Origin of the sequence: Halomonas elongata, from assembly GCF_029081005.1 — a bacterium.
Lineage (GTDB): Bacteria > Pseudomonadota > Gammaproteobacteria > Pseudomonadales > Halomonadaceae > Halomonas > Halomonas elongata_B.
The window spans coordinates 197,795-216,922 of the sequence record NZ_JAJQTQ010000002.1; the positions used below are offsets into that span (position 1 = coordinate 197,795).

Sequence of the window (19,128 nt, forward strand, 5' to 3'; positions counted from 1 at the left end):
TCTCCTTTCCAACGCCTGAAGGACAAGTGTGAGGCGTTGTCCACTCGAACGATATGGCCCGTCGGTGGATTCGGCAACGGAAAACGCACGGGATCTGGCAGTGTGAACAATGGAAGAAATGGCTCGCCCATGGCGTTGGTTCAACGTCTAGCCGACGCTGGAGTTGCTAGAGTGATGAGGGAGTGCGCTGGCAAGCCTGCCGCGTGTCTAGAGGCAAGGACAATAATGACCATGGAGGCATCTGATGAGCGATAGCAAGTACGCGCAGCAAGGCATGTCATTCCGCGAGAGCGTGGAACATATGGTGGATCATGCCATCGAGATCATGGAACTGGACGAGGGTATCGGCAATGCCCTGAAGATCTGTCAGAGCGTGGTGCAGGTTTCCTTCCCGGTGGAGGTCAACGGCAAGGCGGAGATCTTCACCGGCTGGCGGGCCACCCACAGCGATCACCGCTTGCCCTCCAAGGGCGGGATTCGCTTCGCGCCGATCGTCGACCAGGATGAAGTGGAAGCCCTGGCGGCGCTGATGACCTACAAGTGCGCCATCGTGGACGTGCCGTTCGGCGGCTCCAAGGGCGGCCTGGTGATCGATCCGCGCCAATACGAGCCGCATCAACTGGAAGCCATTACCCGGCGCTTTGCCCGGGAGTTGATCAACAAGGGGTATCTCAGCCCGGCCCAGAACGTCCCGGCGCCGGACATGGGCACCGGTCCTCGCGAGATGGGCTGGATGGTGGATACCTACCGGCAGATGTTTCCCAACGACATCAACTACATGGGCGCGCTGACCGGCAAGCCGGTGGAGCATGGTGGGGTACGCGGCCGCAACGAGGCCACCGGCCGCGGCGTGCAGTATGCGCTGCGCGAGCTGTTCCGCCACCCGGAAGAACTCGAGCGTTGCGGCTTGTCCGGATCGCTCGCCGGCAAGCGCGTCGTCGTTCAGGGCCTGGGGAATGTGGGCTACCATGCCGCACACTTCCTGCAGACCGAGGATGACAGCCTGATCACCGCCATCATCGAGCGGGATGGGGCGGTCGTGAATCCCGACGGGTTGGATGTAGACGCGGTTCGAGAACACGTCGCCGCGCACGGCGGGGTCAAGGGCTATGCCGGAGGCGAGTACCGCGAAGATGGCATGGCAGTGCTGGAGATGGATTGCGACATCCTGATTCCGGCCGCCCTGGAAGGCGTGATCACCGTCGACAATGCTGAGCGCATCCAAGCGTCGCTGATCGCCGAGGCGGCCAATGGCCCGGTGACCTTCCTGGCCGACAAGATTCTCCAGGAGCGCGGTGTCGAGATCCTCCCCGATGCCTACTGCAACGCCGGCGGTGTCGTGGTCTCCTACTTCGAGTGGATCCGCAACCTCAACCATGTGCGCTTCGGCCGCCTGGAGCGTCGCTTCCACGAGGCGCGTGGCGAGCATATCCTCGACGCCATCGAGCATGCCACCGGCGTCGAAGTGCCCGAGCATCTGCGAGAGAGGATCGGGCGCGGGGCCGACGAGTTCGACCTGGTGCGTTCCGGTCTGGATGACTCCATGCGTCTGGCACTGCAGTCGATCATCCGCCTGCGCCGCGAAAATCCGAAGATTCACGATTACCGCATGGCCGCCTATGCCCTGGCCATCGAGAAGGTCTCGCGTCACTACAAGGATATCGGCTTTTAAAGCTTATACGTAAAAGGCGCCCCGGCGGGGGCGTCATCCACTCCGTCAACGTATCTCATTGTCTTGACTCTATAACAGAAGATACTTTTTATCAGCCAAACTAAGATTTGATGATGGATGGCTGAATTCATCACCAATTGTCGTCATTCTCCTATACCGGTTGCGGGTAGGGCTTGATAGCGTGGCCCTTTACATGGATGTAGTGCAGGGCATGTCACATGGAAGTGGGCAAGGTCGGCGATAAGGTGGTCTGTAGCTGCAATGGCGGACCACACTCTATTGTTTCGGGTGCCATGACGGTGTTCGTGGATAACGTACCGGTAGCGCGTGTCGGCGACCGCACATCCTGTGGCGCCACCATCACGACCGGGCTGGCCTGGTACCTGGTCGAGGACTCTCCCGTCGCCATCAACGGTAGCGCCACGTCCTGCGGGGGCCATATCATCACAGGCTCAACGGCAATCACCGGCGCGCCTTCCACGATCTCGCTGGGAGATGGGCTCCGATTCCGCCAGGTGGATGACCCGGAAGCCGAATTACAGGCCGAGATGGACAGGATCAACGACGAAACGTCGCGCGCTCGTGAAGAAGGACAGCAAGTCATCAAGGAGAGCGGCATCGAACCGGGCTTTCATGTCGTGCGTTCGCCGGGAACTCGGGAGGAGATCAAACGACGCCTGTTCGGCACGCCTCGTCCGGACGTTGAGGCCATGTTCGAGCGTCTCAATCGTCACCTAGGGGACTATGTACTGCCAGGCTCGCTGGTTGTCCTCAGCGATCCTGAAAATCGGCAGTGCTCCGCCGAAGAAGCCGCGCTACAGGATCAAGCCCATCTGGCGCAGGCTGTAATCCAGCAGCTCGAACCGGCCCAAGCTCAGGCCATGATCAACAGTTGGGGAGCGATTGCCGAGCTGAAGCAGGCCAGTGAGGCCGCGGGAAGCGCTTCCACCTCGTTAGGGGTCGGCTCGAGTGGCCTGGGTCAGTTGAAGCATGCCACCGAGGCAGCCCTGGATGAAATGGCCCAGCTTGCCGAAGTAGGGAGCGAGCGCATCTCCGGGCAAGGCAAGGCCACACTTCGTCGTCTTGGCGATCAGGCAACCAACTGGGTCGACCAGCCTTTCGAGATGCCTGAAATGGCCAAGGATTTGAAGAACGCCATCGGCGTAAAAGCCGAACAGGCTGTTCATTCTGTACGACAAGCCATGGAGGGCTTGCACGCTTTCCGCGTGCCGACGATCTCGGATGCCATCCGCAGTGCGGGCCGAATCGTCAAGCCGCTCAGCTATGCCAATTATTTCGCCATCGGTCTCGACTACACCTCGACCAGCCTGAAGGTCGAAAGCGCCTGCCGCCAGGCGGCAACCAGCGAGGAATGTCGAAAGGTAAAATTCGTGGAGTATGGCGGATTTGCATTAAGAACCGTCGGTGGTGGAATGGGAGCATCCTTGGGTAACATTTGTCTCATTACGGGGGTTACTCCTACTACGTTGGCTTGTGCCCTTGCTGTTGGCGGCGCAGGAGCTCTTGGCGGAATGGAAGCAGGAGACGAAGTGGGTCAGAACTTCGGAGAGTTTATCTATAACCTCACTGAAGAAGATTCGGTGAAACATGACCGTTGATCGGCTAGATGCTCTAGGACCTTTGGCTATCATAGGTGCAACGTTCGGTGGGATAGCCTTTATATTATTATTCATCGCGATTGGGTTAACTCCATTTATCGTGGATAAGGCCGACCGGCAGCTTGGAGTAATGAATCATCAGGATGCTCCATACCCTAAAATATGGCCTGGGTGTAGCCTGAGGCTTGCCTGGTATGGTTTAGCCATCCTGATCCGAAAGAGGCGCGAGGAGAAGTGGCCCTTTGCTAATCGGCCCGATCGATTACAAAGGATAGATGAGGCATCGGTGTGGATAAAACACACTCTTGTCTGGGTCTATCTAGGATTTCCCTTCTCAACAATACTCGCTTTCTTCTTCGGAGGATTAATGAAGCTAGCTAATAGCTTATGGTTCTCACCGTAAAAATGCTCGTCACTCCATGAGTATTCTGTCTATGCTTCTCTTCCCAACGATACCGGACACCATCCGCAGTGCGGGCCGGATCGTCAAGCCGCTCAGCTATGCCAATTATTTCGCCATCGGTCTCGACTACACCTCGACCAGCCTGAAGGTCGAAAGCGCCTGCCGCCAGGCGGCAACCAGCGAGGAATGTCGGAAGGTCCTTTTTTGGTCAAATTAAAGAGTGAAGCGGGGTAGGTGGAAGGAATTAGTTCATAGTTTTTTTAAAAGTTATGATGGTGGTCCTTTATGATTGATTTGTTAGAGAAGGTTATGCCGTTGGTCGCTGGGGCTGGAGCGTTCTGGGGTTTTCCGAAATTGTTTCTTGTCGTGCTTCCTGGGTGGCAGGAGAGGCGTTGGCATTTCAATAAGGAGCGATTTTGTTATTTTAGATCTAGCGGTTTTTTATATATTGAAAAGGGGGTAGGTTCGCACGAAGAAAGGGTTGATTTTGAGTACGCAATCAAAGGCTTTACAAAAAAACAAATTCAGGCGGAGTTGGTTGCAAGAGCGTTGATGGTTCCCGACTTCCTCGGCTATGTACGATGCCTTGCCAAGGAGAGTAGAAATGTTCGTTTTCATGAAGGGAATGTCAAGCGGTATGTTGGAAAAAATAAGTATATAGATTTGCCCACCAAGAATCGAGCGGACTCTCTTTGGCGACGTTGCGCATTTAGCTATGGGGTCGCGGCGGTCCTGGGGATGGTGATATATCTACTTTGGGTTTTTCGGTCACGTTTCGAAGGCTATGATCTGGTTGCGGGTGTTGTAGCCATTTGTTTGATAATTTTCATTTTCGCACTTTGGGTTACTGTAGAGCTGGCAAGGGTAGCTATCAAAACGGATCGCCTCATCAAGCTGAATGATCTGAACAGTGTAGATTGGCCATGCCCTACAATTTCTGAGCCTGATGTTGAATCTCCCTCCTCCAGCATTGGAGAGGGGATGTGATGACAGACATCACCATATTTTAAGAATGTGAAAGTTAATGTAGGCGAAGTGGTTGTGGTCGATATTTCGATACCTGAAGCGTGATACGAGCCAGAAATCACAGGAAACTATCTACGCGGTCAGATAGAGTACGAGGTAAAGCTGAATGTAAAGGCTGTCCAGCCGCTACTCTCCGAGCGCCTGAGCCGGTCATTCCTTGTCGGGGGCCAAGAACGCCTGCGTCTCGGCGATGATGGCGTCGATGGCGCCGGGGTCTAGGATCAGGCCGATGTGGTCGATGCCGGGCAGGAGCTTGACCGGTACCTCGTGACCAGCGTGCTGGAACACGGGCGCGAAGTGTTCGGTACGGAAGATCTGATCGTCCCGGCCTGCCAGTACGCGCATGGGGCGATCGACCGCTTCCAGGGTGGCGAGGTAATCGGGCCGGGGGCGGTAGTTCTGTGCGAGCGTGAACGAATAGGCCGGGGTCAGCGAAGGGGCGGCTTCATCGTCGACGGCATATCGCATCACGGGCAGATGGTTGAAGGTGTCGATGCCGAGTCGATCGAGCAGCGCGAGGCTGATGTAGCGGGGCAGTCCGACACTCGTCCAGCCACCGCTGTCGGGCCGATACGTCGGTGCTTCCTGGCTGATGAAGGGGGCGAGCAGCAGGTAGTGGGCAAACCGTTGCGGGTGTTGACTACCGGCGACCCGTAGCGCGAAGCCCCCGCCCGAGGAAAAGCCGACGAGGGTGCGTGGCGTGGCGGGCCCGACGGCGTCAATGAAGTCCTGCAGGTCATCCTCGAGCTGGCCGATGTAGGCGATGTCGCCGCGATCCCTTGAGGCACCGTGGCCGCGTACATCCAGTGAGTAGGCGCTGAACCCGGCATCGGCATAGGCCCTGGCGAGCGTGTGCAGGCTGCGGCTGTTGCCGGCGGAGCCGTGCAGCAGGACGACACTGCCGCGTGGCGACGCGTCGTTGGACGAGGCCGGGTAGTGTCGGTAGGCAAGCCGGCTGCCGTCACGCGCCGGGTAGTGGCTGAGTTCCGGCAGGTCGCGATTGTCGAGCGTCTTGAACGGACCATTGATGCCGGTCATGGCAGGCGGCTGTGAAGGGCCGCCGAAAATGAGCGACAGGGCGATGGTGCCCAGTAATCCGATGATGACCAGCAGCAATAGACCCACGGCGATTTTCATCAGCCCCTCTTTTCAGCGTCGCATGGCTCACGCATTGTCCAGTGTGGTACGACTGGTGCCGTTGCCGACGGGCGCCACCCGAATCTGCACCGGAATGCGCTCATGCATTTCCTGGACGTGGGAGATCACGCCGACGCGTCGGCCCAGGGCCTGGAGGCCGTCGAGGGCATCCATGGCCAGTGCCAGGGATTCGGGGTCGAGGCTACCGAAGCCCTCATCGATGAACAGCGATTCGATGGTCAGCTCGCCGGATGCCATCGAGGCCAGGCCCAGTGCGAGAGCCAGCGAGACCAGGAAGGTCTCGCCGCCGGAAAGCGAGTGCACCGAGCGGCGTTCGTCGCCCATGTCGCGGTCGACGACCAGCAGGCCGAGTTCGCTGCCGCCGCGTACCAGGCGATAGCGACGGCTGAGGCCGGTCAAGTGAGTATTGGCGTGTTCCAGTAGCTGTTCGAGGTTGTAGGCCTGGGCGATACGCCGGAAGGTCTTGCCGTCGGCGGAGCCGATCAACTCGCTGATCCGGCCCCAGCGGCGATATTCGGTACGGGCCGCTTCCAGCTCGGCCTGGCCCTGCTGCTGGCGCTTTCGCTTGCGGTCGTCATCGCGCAGGGCGTGCTGGGTCTCGTCGCGGCGCCGTTGGGCGGTCTCTAGTTCCGGCGCGAGGGCCTCGCGTTCGTCGGCCAGCGCTTCACGGCGCTCACGGATCGTTTCGGTAGCGCGTTCTCCCAGCAGTGTCTCGTCGTCTTCTACGCCTTCGATCAATGCCGGGTCGCGGCGATGGTCCAGCAGCGCCTGGCGGCGTTCGGCAAGGGTGGCGGTCGCCTTGTGGCGTGCCTGCTCGGCGGTATCCAGTCGCTGATCCTGCTGCCGGGCTTCCGTCTCGGTCTGTTCCAGCAGCCGCGTCAGTGTGGCGTCGTCCAGCGCTGGGTGGGACTGCCGCCATGTGGCCAGTTCGTTGTTCAGGGTGTCGCGTTCCTGGTGCAAGGCGTCGAGACGTTGACGCTCATGGTCGCGCTGCTGGGCAAGGCGCTGGGCTTCCTGCCTGGCCTCGTGCAAGCGGTTCAGCGCCGCATCCCGGGCTTGATGGGCTCGTGACTGTCGGTCATCGAGGGATTGCTGCCAGGCGTCCGCCGTCGCGTGTTCGCCGAGCCGTGCCTTGAGTCGGGTGGCCAGGTCGTCGCGTTGCGCGCGCAGGGGCGGGAGGCGTTTGGCGAGCTCGGCCAGTTCCTCGTCGAGCGATGCTCGCTGGGTCTCGAACCGGGCGATGACGAGTTCGTCCTGCTGCAGGGCGCGATCCAACGGGGCCAGCTCGGCTTCGGCCTTGGCCAGGTCGTCCAGTATCTGCTGGTGATGCGTTCGCCGTGCTTCGCTGTCAGCGCCTTGCTCGGCAAGCCAGGTGTCTCGTTCGGCCTCATCGATGGCCGACAATTCGGCGTTGAGGGGATGGTCGTGCAGGGCCTGGCGGGCATCGCCGAGCCGCTGTTCGGCCGATCGAGCGTCTTGCCGGTGCTGCTTGAGGGCGGCCTCGAGGGCGCTGTACTCACCGAATAGGGTGTCGCGTTGCTGTTGTGCCTGGTCGCGCTCTTCCTGTGCCTCGCTCAGCTGGCGTTCTTCCTCTGTCTGCTGGGCGGCGAGCTGGGTGGCTTCCGGCGTCGGCGGTGGCTGATGGCGCCAGGGGTGATCGAGACCACCGCAGACAGGACAGGGCTGGTCCTCTCGCAGGCCCTCGCGCAGCGTGGTCACGCTCTCGCTGCGTACGGCGCGGTTGCGTTCGATGACGGCGGTGACGCTGGCGTAGTGACGGTGCGCTTCATCGAGACGTCGGCGAGCAAGTTGGCCCTGCTCCAGCAGCGTCGTCAGGCGGCGTTCGTCGTCACGGATCTGGTCGGTCAGCCAGCGATGGGTCGCGGCGGCTCGGCTGGCCTGTTGCCAGCGGCTGGCTAGTTCATCCAGGGCCAGACGACGCTGGACGGCCTGATCGAGCTGGCGTTGAGTCGCCTGGCGAGCGTCCTCCAGTCGCGGGTGATCGCCCATCCGTTGCTTGAGTGTCGCCTGCCGGGCATCACGTTGCTGGCGTCGCTCGTGTTGCTCGGTCCTGGCCTTCCGGTGACGGGCGTCGAGGTCGGCGAGTTGTTTCTGGCGCTCGGCCTGGGTGGCTTCCCGCTCGGCCAATTGCTGCTGGATGCCGGCGAGTTGCTGCGCCTGGTCGCGGGCCTCGCGTAGCGCGGGGTCGGCGTGCCGGCGTGCCTCGATGGCCTCGTGCAGGGCGTGTTCGGCTTCGGTGTGGGCCTGGCTGGCCTGCTGGTGCGTCGTTTCGCTGGCCTCGAGCGCTTCGAGTGTCGCGGCGTGGGTGGCTTCCAGGGTAGCGATCTCGCCGGGCAGGACGGCCTGACGTGTCAGTCGGTGGCGCTGAGGGAGGATCAGCCGGCGCCACTCGCGGTCGGCGCGGGCATCCGCCAATGCCTGCCAGTCGGCGTCGGCCCGTTGTCGCTGCTGCTCGCCTTCGATGACGGCATGGTTCAGTCGGTCGTCGGTGTTGTGCCAGCGCTGACGGGCGTCCAGTTGGTCTTGCCGTTGCTGGAGATCGGTCAGGGCCAGACGGGCCGATTCGGCCTGCTGCTCGAGTTCGGCACGAGCCTCCGGTTCGGCGGGCAGGTCATCGGCGAGCCTGGCTTCCAGGGCGTCGACGCCTTTCTTCGCCTCGCTGGCGCGGCGGTAGGCGGCGCGCGAGATAGCGGAGTATTCCGCGGTTCCGGTGAGGCGTTCGAGCAGGTCGCTGCGCTCGTTGTCATCGGCCTTGAGAAAGGCGGAAAATTCGCTCTGGGCCAGCAGCACGGCACGGGTGAACTGTTCGAAGGTCAGGCCCAGGCGTTCGGGCAGCAGACGGTCGAACTCGCGCTTCTGGGTGGTCAGCAGGCGATCGTCGTCCAGATCGCGCAGCGACTGCTCGGCGCTCTGCAGGCGCCCGTCGGCCTTGTCGCGGGCACGGCGCACCAACCAGCGGGCGCGGTAGCGATGGCCGTCGCGGCCCAGAAAGTCGACCTCGGCATGACCGCTGGCGGTCCCCCGGCGCAATAGGGTGCGGGGATCGCTGGTGGTGAGCGATTGTCCGGCGGGGTCGTCGACCTGGCTGTCGCGGTTGGGGGCCTGGCGCAGGCGCGGTGTGTTGCCGTAGAGGGCCAGGCACAGGGCATCGAGCAGGGTGCTCTTGCCGGCGCCGGTGGGGCCGGTAATGGCGAACAGGCCGGCATGAGCCAGAGGGTCGGCGGTGAAGTCGAGTTCCAGGGGGCCGGGCAGCGAGGCCAGGTTGGCCAGGCGCAGGGCGAGAATCTTCATGCGTCGGCCTCCGGGTCGTCGAGCACGTCCTGATGCAGGCGGTCGAAGTCGGCCAGGACGTCGTCGCCGGGCGGGGTGTCCCATCGCTCTTGCCAGGTGCGTTCGAAGAGCTTGCGCGGGCCCAGCGTCTGCAGATCGATGCGTGCCGAAGCGGTGCCGCTGTCGGTTTCGGGCAGGCGGCGGGAAAGTCGCAGCAGGCGCAGTGCCTTGCCTTCCAGGGCCGACTCCACTCGTGCGCGAAGGTCGGGTACCGGGGCGTCGAGTGCCACGCTGACCTCCAGCCATGGCCAACGCTCACGCGGCAGGTCAGGGTCGTCGTCCAGGGCTTCGAGGCTGGCCAGCACGTCATCCAATGGTGCCGGGCCGAGGCGATGCATGGCCACCGGGCGCGGTACGGGAAGGGCTTCGCTGCCGGTCAGTCGCTCGCCGTCGAGGCTGACTTCCACCACCTGATGGGGATAATCGACCTCGCTGAAGTCCAGCGGCAGGGGACTGCCACTGTAGCGAATGCGTGCCTCGCCGACCTGCTGGGCGCGGTGCAGGTGACCGAGCGCCACGTAGGCGATGTCGTCCGGGAAGAGGGCGGCGGAAATCGACTCTTCGCCGCCGATCACGATGGGGCGTTCGCTGGCCTCGGAGACAGTGGCACCATGCAGATGAGCGTGGCTCATGGCGACCAGTGCCTGGCCGGGTTCGCGTCGCTGCCGGGCGGCGTCGATCAGCCGCTCATGAACGCCGGTGATGCCGCTGACATAGTCCTCGGCGTCGCGCCCGGTGACCTCGACGGGCCGCAGGAACGGCAGCGCCAGGCACCAGGCCTGCGTCTCGCCGGCCGCATCGGTGAGCGGCACCAGCAGATGGTCGGCGTCGAGTTCTCCGTCCTCCCGCCAGACGACGCGACCCAGGGCATGGGTGCGCAGGCGGCGCATCAGGGGCGCGGGGAGTTCGATGCGGTTGCCGCTGTCGTGGTTGCCGGCAATCAGCACGATATCCAGTTGCGGCAGCCGCTCATGGGTGGTGACGATGAAGTCGTACAGGAGTTCCTGGGCGCGCAATGAGGGATTGACCACATCGAAGATATCGCCGGCGACCAGCAGGGCGTCGGCGTCGCGCTCGATCAGGGTCTCGAGCAGCCAGTCGAGAAAGGCACGGTGCTCCGTGTGGCGCTCCTGGCCATGGAAGCTCTGGCCCAGATGCCAGTCGGCGGTGTGGATCAGTCTCAGCATTGGCTCCCCGGTGGCTCGTCATGCGGCAAAGGCCGTAGTCTAACCCGAGTGACCGCCATGAATCAGGAAGTCTGAATGTCCCGACCTCCCTTGCATGACTGGAATCTCGCACCGAAAGCGGCCATCGAGCTACAGAAGCGGCTGGCGAGCCGAGTGGAATGTCAGGATCGACTCGAGCCGGTCGGTCATATCGCCGGCGTGGATATCGGTTTCGAGGCCGGGGGCGAGGTCACCCGTGCGGCGGTGGTGGTGGTGGCCTGGCCGCCGGTCGCCAAAGGCGAGTTCGAGGTGGTGGAGCAGGTGGTGCATCGCGAGCCGACGCGCATGCCCTATATCCCCGGTCTATTGTCGTTTCGCGAGGTACCGGCGGCCCTGGCCGCCTTCGACAAGCTGACGACGAAGCCGCAACTGGCCATGGTCGACGGCCAGGGCATTGCCCACCCTCGGCGACTGGGAGTCGCGAGTCATCTGGGCCTGTGGCTTGACCTGCCGGCCATCGGCATTGCCAAGTCGCGGTTGTGTGGTCGTCACGCCGAGCCGGGAAGCGAGAAGGGCGACTGGACACCGCTCATGGACGGCGAGGACACCATCGGTGCCGTACTGCGCTCTCGAACTCGTGTGAAGCCGGTGTTCGTGTCGCCTGGTCACCGATTGTGCCTGGATTCCGCCCTGGCGTGGGTGAGGGCCTGCCTGGGGCGCACCAAGCTGCCGGAGCCGACCCGGCTGGCGGATCGGCTGGCGTCGCGGAGAGATTGAAGACGTACGTTGGCTGCTTCAGGCGAAACCGCCGTTGGCGCGCAGGATCTGGGCGTTGATCCAGCTACCCTGTGGGCCGGCCAGGAAGGCGACGGCGTCGGCGATTTCTTCCGGTTGGCCCAGGCGTTCAAGCGGTGCCATGGCGGCGATCGATTCGACCTGCTCGTCGCTCTTGCCCTGGAAGAACAGGTCGGTCGCTACAGGACCGGGTGCCACGCCGTTGACCGTAATATCACGCCCACGCAGCTCGTTGGCCAGCACCTTCACCAGCCCCTCGACACCCGCCTTGCTGGCGATGTAGGCGCCATAGCCGGGAAAGGATTTCGCCAGCACACTGGAGGAGAGGACGATGATACGGCCACCTTCTCTCAGGGTTTCGGCGGCCTTGGCCATCACCAGCCAGCTACCGCGTAGATTGGTGGCGAGCGTGCGGTCGAGGATCTCGATATTGTCGGTGGTGATGCCGGCCATCTGCATGATGCCGGCGTTGTTGACGACCGCGTCGAGGCGACCGAAGGTCTCGAGCATCGTGTCGAAGAGCCGGGCCACGGATTCGGCGTCGCCGATATCGGCTTGCAACGCCACTGCGCGTCCCCCGTTTGCCTCGATATCGGCCACGACCCGGTCGGCCAGTTCTGCGTTGCCGGCATAATTCACGCCCACGGCAAAGCCGTCCTCGGCGAGCTTGAGGGCAATGGCGCGCCCGATGCCGCGAGAGGCGCCGGTCACCAGGGCGACTTTGTGCGTCGTATTCGTCATGAAATGTATCCTCTCTTGGTGAGTGGGCAGTATTGCTGTTCGAGTACACTGGATAAATCAACTAATCTGAGAACTCTGTTCAGCAGAGATAAACAATTCGCATGGACCGATTCGAAGCGATGACCCTCTTCGTGCGTATCGTCGAGAGCGGCAGCTTCACGAAGGCGGCCAATGGGCTCGATATGCCGAGAGCGACCGCCACGCTGGCCATCCAGAAACTGGAGCGCCGGCTGGGCGTACGCCTGCTGGAGCGCACGACGCGTCAGGTACGGCCCACGTTCGAGGGCGAAGTATTTCATGAGCGCTGTGTCCATCTGCTGGCGGAGATGGAAGACGCCGAGGCGTCGCTCAAGCCGGTGGCCAGTAATCCTGCTGGCGTATTGCGTGTCGAGATGCACGGGGCTCATGCCCGATTGATCGCGCTGCCGCATATCCAGGCCTTTCATCGCCGTTATCCCGAGCTGAATCTGGTGCTTACCAGTGGCGATCGCCGTGTGGACCTGGTGGGAGAGGGGGTGGATTGCGCACTGCGCGCCGGCGTCCCCGAGGACTCCAGCCTGGTCGCCCGCAAGTTGGCCGAACTGCCCCAGGTGATCTGTGCCAGTCCGGGGTATCTCGAGGCCGCCGGTTTTCCGAGCCATCCGGACGAGATCCACGAGCATCAAGTGATCGGTTTTTTCTCCGGCAGCAAGGCGACGGATAGTACGCTGGACGTGGTCGTGGATGGGCGGACTCGATCATTTGAAGCCAATGGCTGGATGACGGTCAATGATGCATCGAGCTATGTGGAAGGTGCCCGTCAGGGCTGCGGAATGATTCAACTGCCGCGCTTTTCCGTGGCGCCGATGCTCGAACGGGGAGAGCTCACTGAGGTGTTGCCCGAGTGGCGCAAGCCGGCCCTGCCGCTGTACGCGGTCTACCCGCAGCGGCGGCAGTTATCGCCTCGGGTGCGAGTCTTTCTTGACTGGGTCACCTCGATCTATGGAGAACATTTTGGCGACGCTTCCCTGCCTTGAGATCGGTGCGGACTCTCTCGATTCGGCGCTGTCTCGTCTCGGGTTTCTTGGATTGCGTGCGATGGGCGTAATATCTTCCCGGAACGTCAGTGCCGCGCCGTCATCGACGAGGCATTGCCCGAGGTCCTCGGGAACGTCATGTACGACACCGGCGGAGATGGTTTCTCTGGTCATGAGATGCCCTGTCTGCATGGGTGTCTGTCAGGTGAACAGTAGCCAGCCGCCGTAGGCCACCAGCGCCAGGCCGAGCATGCTGGCCAGGTGTTGCCAGGGGGCGATGATCTTCTCCAGCAGGATGACCAGCGTAAGCAGGGCCATCCAGGCCAGGCTCATCACGCCACCCACGAACATCAAGGCCATCAATGCCCAGCAGCAGCCCGCACAGTAGAGGCCAAGCCGGATGCCGGCGCCCAGAGCGCGGTGTCGCCGAGTCGGGAAACCCTCGGCGACCATGCCCAGTGGGCTGCGGCAGTAGCGCAGGCAGGCGCGCTTCCAGGGCATCCACTGAAAGGCGCCTGCGGTTATCAGTAGCAGCCCGGCCAGCAGGTTGCCACTCAATGCCTGGGAGGGGGTCAGCAGTCCCGAGGCATGAAGCCCCCATTGGGTGGCCGTCGCCAGCGCCGAGTATCCTGCCCAGGCGAGCAGGTAGCCGAGCGTGAACAGGTAGGGCAGTGCGCCATCCTCGCTGGCTTTCGGTCGAGCCGCGGCAAACATCAGAATGCCCGGTGCGGCACCGGGCAACATCATCCCGACCATCATCACCATCCACATGGTGAAGGTAGCCCAGGGCCGGAAGGGCATGGGGGCATCCATGGCCGGCATGCCGCCGGCCATCCGGAACAGGTACCACCAGCTCAACATGACCGCCAGGGCCAGGCAGGCGAGAAGCAGGGCGCGGCTGTGGCGAAGCGCCTGCAGCGAAATGGCTTGCATCTCGAGCAACTCCCGGCCGCATTATGCCGCCTGGTACTGGAACGCGGAATAGAGGGCGGTGCGCCCGCTGAAGTGCCAGTCGAGCCCGTAGCCGCGGTGCGAGACGTGATCCGATTGCGCCACCGTGCCGGTGTTGCCCGGCGCCACCGCGACAGGATGGCCGCTGATGGTGACCGCTTCGCCGTCTTGTCCCTCGATGGCCTTCAGCGACGCGCCGGCGAGCTCGCCCACGTCGAGCTGGTGATGTCGGCCGTCGATGTCATAGCGCATCGGCACCGATTCGACGCCCAGTATCTCGCCGACGAAACCTGCCAGGGTGGCCGGATGTCCACCGACGGATCCGCCGAAGATCTGCACCAGGGCATCATGCTGTTGCTGGCTGGCTCTCGAATCGATATACACCACTATCTTCCAGTCGCCGGCGGTCATGTTGCCCGGGGTATGCAGGGCCATGGCCAGGTTCAAGCCATCGAGAGCAAGGTCATCCATGTTGCCCTGGTCGATGTGCCAGGCCACCAGGGCATCGCAGGTGCCTTCCGTGGGGTCGCCGCCGAACAGGCAGGGGCAGGCACCCTTGCAGGTGCAGGCTTCGAAGAACGTGCCCTCGACTCGCCATTGTGTGGTCATGATCGTGTCTCCTCTTCCTCTGTCTGGTCTGTGCCGAAATGACATCACGCGATGTCGTGCTTTTCGGATCGTGTTGCTCAGGTATAGCGCCTTGGCGGGAGGCCTTCCCGAGAAGTCGATGAGAATTCCATGAGAAATGCCATGAGTGGTGGCGCTGATGCCTTGCTAGGCTGACAGGACACGGCACACGGGATGAAACGATGGCAGGCCTGACACGATCCACCCCGGGGCCTTCGGATGCGTTGGTCGGCCGGGAAGTGGAGTCAGAGCGATTGATGACTCTGCTCGACGCGACGGGGCCCACGATGATGTGGGTGCATGGCGTTGCGGGCATCGGCAAGAGCATGCTGCTTAGTCACTTCGCTCACGTCGCCAGGCGCGTCGGTGCCCGCTGCCTGTGCCTGGATGGCCGGGAAATCGAACCCACGCCGGAGGGGTTCCTGACGGCTTTGGGCGAGGCGGCACAGATCGAGCTCGATGCGCCGAGCCACCTGGCCCACCTGACGCGAGGGCAGGAAGGCACACCACTGATCATCAGCGTGGATGCCATCGAATCGCTTCGCCTGTTGGAAACATGGCTGCGCACCACGCTGATGCCGCAGTTGCCCGAGGGCGTGCGGTTGCTGTTCAGCGGGCGTCATCGGCTGGCAACGGGGTGGTTCGGTGGCCCTTCGGGGCGCGAGCTGCGATCGATGCCACTGGGTCCCCTGACGATGTCCGAGGCGGTTCGATGGCTGGAATGCCTGGGATTCTCCGAGCCGCAGGCGAGGGGGCTGAACAGGCGGTTGCACGGTCATCCGCTGGCGATCCAGCTGGCTGCCGCCACCTTGCCTGCGCATCCGGACTTCCGGCTTCCCGATGCCTCCCTGCAGCACATCATGGATGAGCTCTCCGATCTTTACCTGGCGGATCACCCGGATCCGTTCCAGCGACAGTTACTGGAGGCGACCAGTGTGGTTCGCCGCGTTACCGAACCGCTGCTGCAGGCGATGTTTCCCGAGGCCTCACCCGCCGATGCCTATGTTCGATTGCGCGCACTCGATTTTGTCGAGGCCCTGCCGGATGGGCTGAGTCTGCATGAGATGGTTCGCGAGGCACTCGGCAGGAGCCTGCTCGCACGTGATCCGCAGCGACACGCCGACTATCGTCGTCGGGCATGGCAGGCGCTGGTGGCGCAGACGAGCGGTTCCGGGCGTCGCGAACTCTGGCGTTGCACCGCCGATCTGCTCTACCTGGTCGAGAATCCCGTCGTGCGGGAGGCCTTCTTTCCGACCGATCATCCCGAGCTGGTGGTGGAGCCGGTCCAGCCTTCGGATACCGCCAGCGTGCGGGATATCGTCGATCGGTATGAGGGCCCCGAAGGCGCGCACGCCTTGTGGCGGTGGTGGCAGACCATGCCCGAGGCCTTCTGGGTGGTGCGCGATGCCAGTGGCGAGTGCCAGGGCGTATGTTGTCGCTTCGACCCGCGGCAGGCACCCCCCGAATGCCTGGCCGAAGATCCTGTCACGGCCGCCTGGTGCGATGCGCTGAAGGAATGTCCGGTACCCGAAGGGCAGCGGGTGCTGTTTATTCGTCGCTGGCTGGGGCGCGACGACGGTGAACGGCCCGGCGAGGTCCAGGCCGCCTGCTGGCTGGCCCTAAAGGGGGATTACATGGCAATGCGACCGGCGCTGCGTCGCGTCTATCTGGTGCTCGCCGATCTATCCCCCTATGCGGCGGTTGCCGAAACGCTGGGCTTTCAGCCACTGCCGCACCATCGCGTGACCCTGGATGGACGCGAGCACACCACCGCGGTGCTCGATTTCGGGCCGCGTTCGGTGGATGGCTGGCTGGCGCGGTTGGCGGCCGCGGAACTGGGATTGCAGGGCGGTGATGATTGGCTGGATCGACAGGCGCACGAACTGGTCCGTCAGGATCGACGCATCGCCCTGACGCCCCTGGAGTTCGGGGTCCTTGCTTACCTCGTGGATCGCGCAGGCGAGGCGGTAGACCGCGAGCAACTGCTGAAAGAGGTCTGGGGGAGTCGTTACATGGGCTGGAGCAACAAGGTGGATGCCGTGGTGGTGGGGCTGCGACGCAAGCTGGGCGAGGAGGCGGGGTGTATCGAGACGGTGGCCGGAGTCGGTTATCGTTATCGGCGACGTGCCGACAACGCATCATCGCAAGGGCCCATCCAGGGAGATGCCGATTGAACTTCAGCGTATGACGACGACTCGCGACACGGATAGCCCCCAGTCGTATACTACGTCCCCCATTTCCCCGACGAGCCGCCCATGACCCACCGTGCCGATCCCCTAGCCGCTACCCGTTCCTGGGTCGAGTCCTTCGTGGTCGGCCGCGAGGTCTGTCCCTTCGCGGGACGTGAAGTCGCCCGCGACAGCATTCGCTATGTGACGGTAGCTACCGTGGAACTGCAGGACGCCCTGCTGCGGCTGATGGAAGAATGCTGGCATCTCGATGCGCACCCGGAAACCGAGACGACCCTGCTGATACTGAGTGAAGGGCTGTCGGACTTCGATGATTACCTGGATGCACTGGGCCTGGCCGAGGCGCTGCTGGTGGAGCAGGGATACGAGGGGACCTATCAGCTGGCGAGCTTTCATCCGGAGTATCAGTTCGAGGGCGAGGTCGAGGATGCGCCGCGCAACTTCACCAATCGGTCGCCCTGGCCGATGTGGCATCTGATCCGCGAGGCCGGGCTCGAGCGTGCCCTGGCCCATTACCCTGATCCCGAGGCCATTCCCGCGCGTAACGCGGTCCGAATGCAGGCGCTGGGCGCCGAGCGGTTGGCCGCCTCCCTGGCGGCGTTACGCGGTATCGGGCGATAAGGAAACACTGCACAAATGACTGCGCGAACAAAGCACTATGTTGCGTGGTGCTCGGAATCCTCACCTATATCCTATAGGCTCCGGTTGACTCGAAACCCCCGGTTTCTCGCCCCTTCGGGGCCATCCTTCGGATGTTTGTCGCTCCGCTCGGTGCTGCGCTCCATGCGCCTTGTGCTTTGCCCCGCTCGCCGATTTGTGCAGCGCTTCCATAATCTCACGAGAGTGAGCAGGTTGCTTATGCCAGAGCCAGCCAGGTGTCGCTGAGCCAGCGTCCGCCGTGTGCGATCTCGGCCTCCGTGGCGCCGGCATAGCCGAGTACCAGCCCCGGCTGGCCGGGGGCGCGCAGGTAATAGCCGGAAAGTGGCGATAGCCGCAGATTCGCCTCCTTTCCCCGCCGGAGGATCTCGCGTTCCAGTTCATGGCTTGCCAGGTAGGCAACCAGATGCATCCCCGCGTGGCCGGACGAGAGTTCGAGCCCGCGGGCAACCGCCGGGGCCAGGGCGCGGCGCAGAGCCGCCTGTCGATGACGATAGCATTTGCGCATGCGCGCCACGTGGCGCGAGAAATGGCCTTCGTCGATGAAGTCGGCCAGCGCCGACTGGGTCACGTACTGTCCTTCCCGGTGCAGGCGAGCATTGACGCGCTGGAAGGCCGCCACCAGCGACGGCGGCAAGACCAGGTAGCCCAGTCGTAGCCCCGGGTAGAGGACCTTGCTGAAGGTGCCGACATAGATCACCGGGGCGTTGTCCATCAGCCCCTGGAGCGAGGCGATCGGTGCGCTGGTGTAGCGAAACTCGCTGTCGTAGTCGTCCTCGATGATCCAGGCGCCATGTCGCCGGGCGAGTGCCAGCAGTGCCGTGCGGCGTGACAGTGACAGGGTCGTGCCACTGGGGTACTGGTGTGATGGCGTCACGTAGATCAGCCTGGGTGACGGCGTTCCGGCGGGAAGCGACGCGACGTTCAGGCCTTCATCGTCTACCGCTACCGGCCGCAGTGCCAGCCCCGCCGAGGCGAAGCAGGCCTGCGCGCCGCCGTAACCCGGCTCTTCCAGCCAGACCTCATCTCCGACATCGGCGAGCAGCCGTGCGATCAGTTCGAAACCCTGCTGCGCGCCCTGGGTGATCAATATCTGCTCGGGTTGGCAGCGCACCGAACGCGATAGCCGCAGGTAGTCGCACAGCGCCTCGCGCAGTGCACTCACGCCGCCTTCATTCCGGTAATCGAACCAGTCGACGGGGGCCCGCTGCTGGTGGCGGCGCAGCAAGCGTTGCCAGCGCTCGCGGGGGAAGCGATCCAGCGCCGGTACGCCCGGTGCGAAGGCGGTATGACGGGCGCTCGGAGGCGTCGTGAAATCGAGAAGGCGTTCGCCGCGACGCGAGAGCGTTACGGGCGACATCGCCTGGACGTCGAGGCGCTCCCGGGGCCCCCACTGCCAGTCGGCAACGAAGACGCCGGCACCGGGACGCGATACCAGGAACCCCTCGGCGATGAGCCGGTCGACCGCGCCCAGCACGGTGTTGCGCCCGATACCCAGTTCGCTTGCCAGCTGCCGGGACGAGGGCAGGGCGCTTCCCGAGGTGAGCTGGCCCTGCTGGATGCCGTCGCGCAGGGTGTCGTAAAGGCGCTGGCCGAGGGTGCGGGCGTCCGGCTCGGCCAGTTGAAGGTTCAGCGCCTCCTGAATCCAGAGTCGATGGGCATTCGGATCAGCCACTGGTTCCTCGTATATCGGCAGAATTGGTTCTTCTTGGGGGACCATTATGTCGACAGACTGGCGATTCGTCACATCCAAAGGT

The 19,128-nt window shown here is 63.2% G+C and carries 15 protein-coding genes; 8 read left to right on the forward strand and 7 right to left on the reverse strand.

Features of this window, described 5'->3' with window-relative positions; translation table 11 throughout:
* Positions 1-244: 244 nt before the first annotated feature.
* The 4 genes from LU493_RS02395 to LU493_RS02410 all read left to right on the forward strand — a co-directional run bounded on the left by LU493_RS02395 (position 245) and on the right by LU493_RS02410 (position 4,681).
* Positions 245-1,672, forward strand: a complete 1,428-nt coding sequence (locus tag LU493_RS02395; protein ID WP_275286180.1) for a Glu/Leu/Phe/Val family dehydrogenase — start codon at positions 245-247, stop codon at positions 1,670-1,672.
* A 218-nt stretch (positions 1,673-1,890) separates the two neighbouring features.
* Positions 1,891-3,291, forward strand: a complete 1,401-nt coding sequence (locus tag LU493_RS02400; RefSeq protein WP_275286181.1) for a PAAR domain-containing protein — start codon at positions 1,891-1,893, stop codon at positions 3,289-3,291.
* A gap of 419 nt (positions 3,292-3,710) precedes the next feature.
* Positions 3,711-3,911 (forward strand): hypothetical protein, encoded by a 201-nt coding sequence (locus tag LU493_RS02405; protein WP_275286182.1) that lies wholly within the window; start codon positions 3,711-3,713, stop codon positions 3,909-3,911.
* Between the two features lie 68 nt (positions 3,912-3,979).
* The gene (locus tag LU493_RS02410) at positions 3,980-4,681 is read left to right on the forward strand and encodes a hypothetical protein (RefSeq protein WP_275286183.1); all 702 of its coding nucleotides are present in this window, start codon (positions 3,980-3,982) and stop codon (positions 4,679-4,681) included.
* Between the two features lie 189 nt (positions 4,682-4,870).
* Here the strand turns inward: LU493_RS02410 and LU493_RS02415 are convergent, their stop codons facing one another.
* Genes LU493_RS02415 through LU493_RS02425 form a run of 3 tightly spaced genes read right to left on the reverse strand, consistent with a single transcriptional unit; the run spans position 4,871 to position 10,416 of the window.
* Positions 4,871-5,857, reverse strand: a complete 987-nt coding sequence (locus LU493_RS02415) for an alpha/beta hydrolase (protein ID WP_275286184.1) — start codon at positions 5,855-5,857, stop codon at positions 4,871-4,873.
* A 27-nt stretch (positions 5,858-5,884) separates the two neighbouring features.
* Positions 5,885-9,190: an AAA family ATPase gene (locus LU493_RS02420; protein WP_275286185.1), complete on the reverse strand. Its 3,306-nt coding sequence runs from the start codon at positions 9,188-9,190 to the stop codon at positions 5,885-5,887.
* Complete coding sequence (locus tag LU493_RS02425; protein WP_275286186.1) at positions 9,187-10,416, reverse strand: exonuclease SbcCD subunit D; 1,230 nt, start codon at positions 10,414-10,416, stop codon at positions 9,187-9,189. The genes LU493_RS02420 and LU493_RS02425 overlap by 4 nt, the downstream gene beginning before the upstream one ends.
* A 75-nt stretch (positions 10,417-10,491) precedes the next feature.
* On the opposite strand from LU493_RS02425, the gene nfi reads away from it, so the two are divergent.
* Positions 10,492-11,172, forward strand: coding sequence for a deoxyribonuclease V (gene nfi / locus LU493_RS02430; protein ID WP_275286187.1), 681 nt, complete (start codon positions 10,492-10,494; stop codon positions 11,170-11,172).
* Positions 11,173-11,190: 18 nt separating this feature from the next.
* Here the strand turns inward: nfi and LU493_RS02435 are convergent, their stop codons facing one another.
* Positions 11,191-11,931 carry an SDR family oxidoreductase gene (locus LU493_RS02435; protein WP_275286188.1) on the reverse strand — a complete coding sequence of 247 codons (741 nt, stop codon included), beginning with the start codon at positions 11,929-11,931 and terminating at the stop codon, positions 11,191-11,193.
* A gap of 101 nt (positions 11,932-12,032) precedes the next feature.
* On the opposite strand from LU493_RS02435, the gene LU493_RS02440 reads away from it, so the two are divergent.
* The gene (locus LU493_RS02440; protein WP_275286189.1) at positions 12,033-12,947 is read left to right on the forward strand and encodes a LysR family transcriptional regulator; all 915 of its coding nucleotides are present in this window, start codon (positions 12,033-12,035) and stop codon (positions 12,945-12,947) included.
* Positions 12,948-13,148: 201 nt separating this feature from the next.
* Here LU493_RS02440 and LU493_RS02445 read toward each other — a convergent pair whose 3' ends face one another.
* Positions 13,149-13,880, reverse strand: coding sequence for a DUF2182 domain-containing protein (locus LU493_RS02445; RefSeq protein ID WP_275286190.1), 732 nt, complete (start codon positions 13,878-13,880; stop codon positions 13,149-13,151).
* A 21-nt stretch (positions 13,881-13,901) separates the two neighbouring features.
* Positions 13,902-14,507: a DUF1326 domain-containing protein gene (locus LU493_RS02450; RefSeq protein ID WP_275286191.1), complete on the reverse strand. Its 606-nt coding sequence runs from the start codon at positions 14,505-14,507 to the stop codon at positions 13,902-13,904.
* 200 nt (positions 14,508-14,707) lie between these two features.
* Here LU493_RS02450 and LU493_RS02455 point away from each other — a divergent pair, with 200 nt between their 5' ends.
* Both LU493_RS02455 and LU493_RS02460 read left to right on the forward strand, forming a co-directional pair.
* Complete coding sequence (locus tag LU493_RS02455) at positions 14,708-16,699, forward strand: winged helix-turn-helix domain-containing protein (protein ID WP_275286192.1); 1,992 nt, start codon at positions 14,708-14,710, stop codon at positions 16,697-16,699.
* 81 nt (positions 16,700-16,780) lie between these two features.
* Positions 16,781-17,335 (forward strand): DUF1415 domain-containing protein, encoded by a 555-nt coding sequence (locus LU493_RS02460; protein ID WP_275286193.1) that lies wholly within the window; start codon positions 16,781-16,783, stop codon positions 17,333-17,335.
* A gap of 235 nt (positions 17,336-17,570) precedes the next feature.
* Here LU493_RS02460 and LU493_RS02465 read toward each other — a convergent pair whose 3' ends face one another.
* On the reverse strand, positions 17,571-19,091 hold the full coding sequence (locus LU493_RS02465) for a PLP-dependent aminotransferase family protein (protein WP_428994513.1): 1,521 nt from the start codon (positions 19,089-19,091) through the stop codon (positions 17,571-17,573).
* Positions 19,092-19,128 lie beyond the last annotated feature (37 nt).